The 2,594-nt window shown below is 37.1% G+C and carries 2 protein-coding genes; both read left to right on the forward strand.

Going from position 1 to position 2,594, the window contains the following annotated elements; genetic code table 11:
• On the forward strand, positions 1-2,247 hold a 2,247-nt coding region (locus ABJM36_RS09020), incomplete at its 5' end, for a T9SS type A sorting domain-containing protein (RefSeq protein ID WP_348451134.1).
• Positions 2,248-2,261: 14 nt separating this feature from the next.
• On the forward strand, positions 2,262-2,483 hold the full coding sequence (locus ABJM36_RS09025; protein WP_348451135.1) for a hypothetical protein: 222 nt from the start codon (positions 2,262-2,264) through the stop codon (positions 2,481-2,483).
• The last annotated feature ends 111 nt before the right edge of the window (positions 2,484-2,594 follow it).

Here is a 2,594-nt window from a genome sequence, read left to right on the forward strand (position 1 = left end):
GCTAACGACAACTGCCCAGAAACACCAAACCCAGACCAAGCTGACAACGACGGTGATGGCACAGGTGATATTTGTGACGACGACGACGACAATGATGACATACCAGATGTGGATGATAATTGCCCTTTCTTCTCAGGTGAAGTAACAGCCGGAGTCATGGATGATATTACAATTATTAGAGAAGGTGATATAGAAACTTTTAATATTTCAACACCACCAACGGGTACAGCGCCTTTTACTTATCATTTTGATTTAAGGGGAGCTGATCTTGGGGCGTTAATTGTTGGAAATGTTAATAGTAGAATGACAGAAGTAACAGGAGTATACCCTTCAGATAATTCAACTTGGCCAAAAGCAGATCCTGCAAAAATAACCTTTCATTATAATCCTTATGCATTTACATTTTATGACATTTATGTAGTGGATGCCAACGGATGCCAATCGGAAATTTTCCAAATTAGATTGGATATCAATCCAAGATGTGATGATACGATACTTATTTGGACTGGCGCAATCGATACAGATTGGACCAATGTAGCTAACTGGCAAAACAATATGGCCCCTGGATTATCAACAGAAAATGATGTTACCATCCCAACAGGCCTAACAAACTACCCTATTTTAACCGCAGGACAAGATTTATATTTAAGCGATTGTTCAAACATTATCATTGATAGTGGCGCCTCTTTAACCTTAAACCCTAGTGCTACAATTAGTAATGATGGTATGGTTACAAATAACGGCACATTAACTTTTGAATCTGACGCTACAGGGTCTGCTTATATTGGTGCTGGAATTGGTACTTTTGTTGGAGACGCCACTATAGAGCGCTACATTTCTGCAAAAAGAGCTTACCGCCAATTAGCGTCGCCAGTTAATACAAGCACTCCTATTTCAGAAAACTGGCAATTGGGCACTCATATTACAGGGTCTACATCAGGCGCCAATGGTTTCGATGCCACAAATACAGGTAACCCATCTATGTATATTTTTGATAATGCCTTGTATAGTTATATGGCTATGCCTAATACCGATGCTACAAATTTAGTTTCTGGTACTATGTATCATACTCTGGTAAGAGGCGATAGAACTATCGACTTAACTGTTAATGAACCAACGCCAACAGAAACTACTTTAGTGGCCACAGGTGAGCTAACTGCAGAGAATTCTGGCTCTAGCACCATAGCCATTAATCCTCCAGAACAAAGGTTTTTGGCTTTCGGTAATCCGTTTCAAGCTCCGGTTAACATGAATACGGTTTTAACAACAGATGCCATAAACATTAGCTCAACTTTTTATTGGGTTTGGGATCCTACTTTAGGAGAAAGAGGAGCTTACGTAGTTGTTTTGGCTGCTTCTGGTTTTTCTTCTAATATCGATTCAGACGCCAATCAGTTTATTCAAGCGGGTCAAGCCGGCTGGGTAAATACTATAGAAGGTGGACAAGCTTCGATAACTTTTACACAAGAGAGTAAGGCGACATCAGAAGCTGAAACTGCTGTTTTTAAAACTGCTGCTAAAAAGCAAGAAAATGAAAGTGCAGGACTCTTATATTTATCTTTATATGAAAGTAATGCCTTTGCTGCTAACCAAAAAGCGAGTGACGGATTAGTAATTAATTTTAATACCGAAGGAAATAACGGTATCGACGCCAACGATGCTGGTAAATTAACAAACTCTGATGAAAATTTTGCAACCAATAATAATGGCGCCTTGTTAAGTTGGGAAACCAGAGCCGTTCCTGTTGATAATGAAGAAATTCAATTAGAAATTAATACGTATCGTAGTACTAATTATACTATTGTTGCAAATGCCGTTTCAACCCAGGGGGCTAAAGCTTATTTATTTGATGCCTATACAAATATATCTACAGCTATTCCGCAATCTGGTTCTGTTAATTATGCGTTTAGTGTAAACCCTAGCGATGCTGCCTCTATTGCTGGAAATCGATTTAAAATCACGTTTACATCTAGTACATTATCAACATTGTCTCTTGAAATGGAAGCGATTAAATTATACCCTAACCCAACTAGTCTTGGTAAGTTTTACATCGATATTCCTTTAGGCATGGATGATTTACAGGTTACTATTTACAATGCTTTAGGTGCTAGATTATATCACAAAACAGGATTTGATGCTGGACGTCAAGCCACTATAAACCCTAATTCCATATTAAGTCAGGGTATGTACTTTGTTAAATTATCTTCTCAGGGCCGTACTACAACCAAAAAATTAAATATTAATTAATAAAAACTAACACAATGAAACATTCTAGTAACATAATTTTAAAGACCTTTAGCACGATCCTTATTATATTTGCATTTGTATGCACAGCAAATTTAAATGCACAAGGCATGCCTCCTGGTGGAGCAACAAACACTATAGATAATGAAGGCGTTCCTTTAGATGGAGGAATAGCTGCTTTAATTATTGGAGCTGCAGCTTTCGGAATTAAAAAATTAAGAGACAACAATAAAAAATAGTGCCTTTTAAAACATTTATAGAAAACTATTTTCCAATTACAGTAAGGCTTATTTTAGTTAAAGCCTTACTGTTTTTTGTATTGTACAAATTTGTTTTGTCTTTCAATTTAA

The organism is Algibacter sp., assembly GCF_039977455.1.
Lineage (GTDB): Bacteria > Bacteroidota > Bacteroidia > Flavobacteriales > Flavobacteriaceae > Algibacter_B.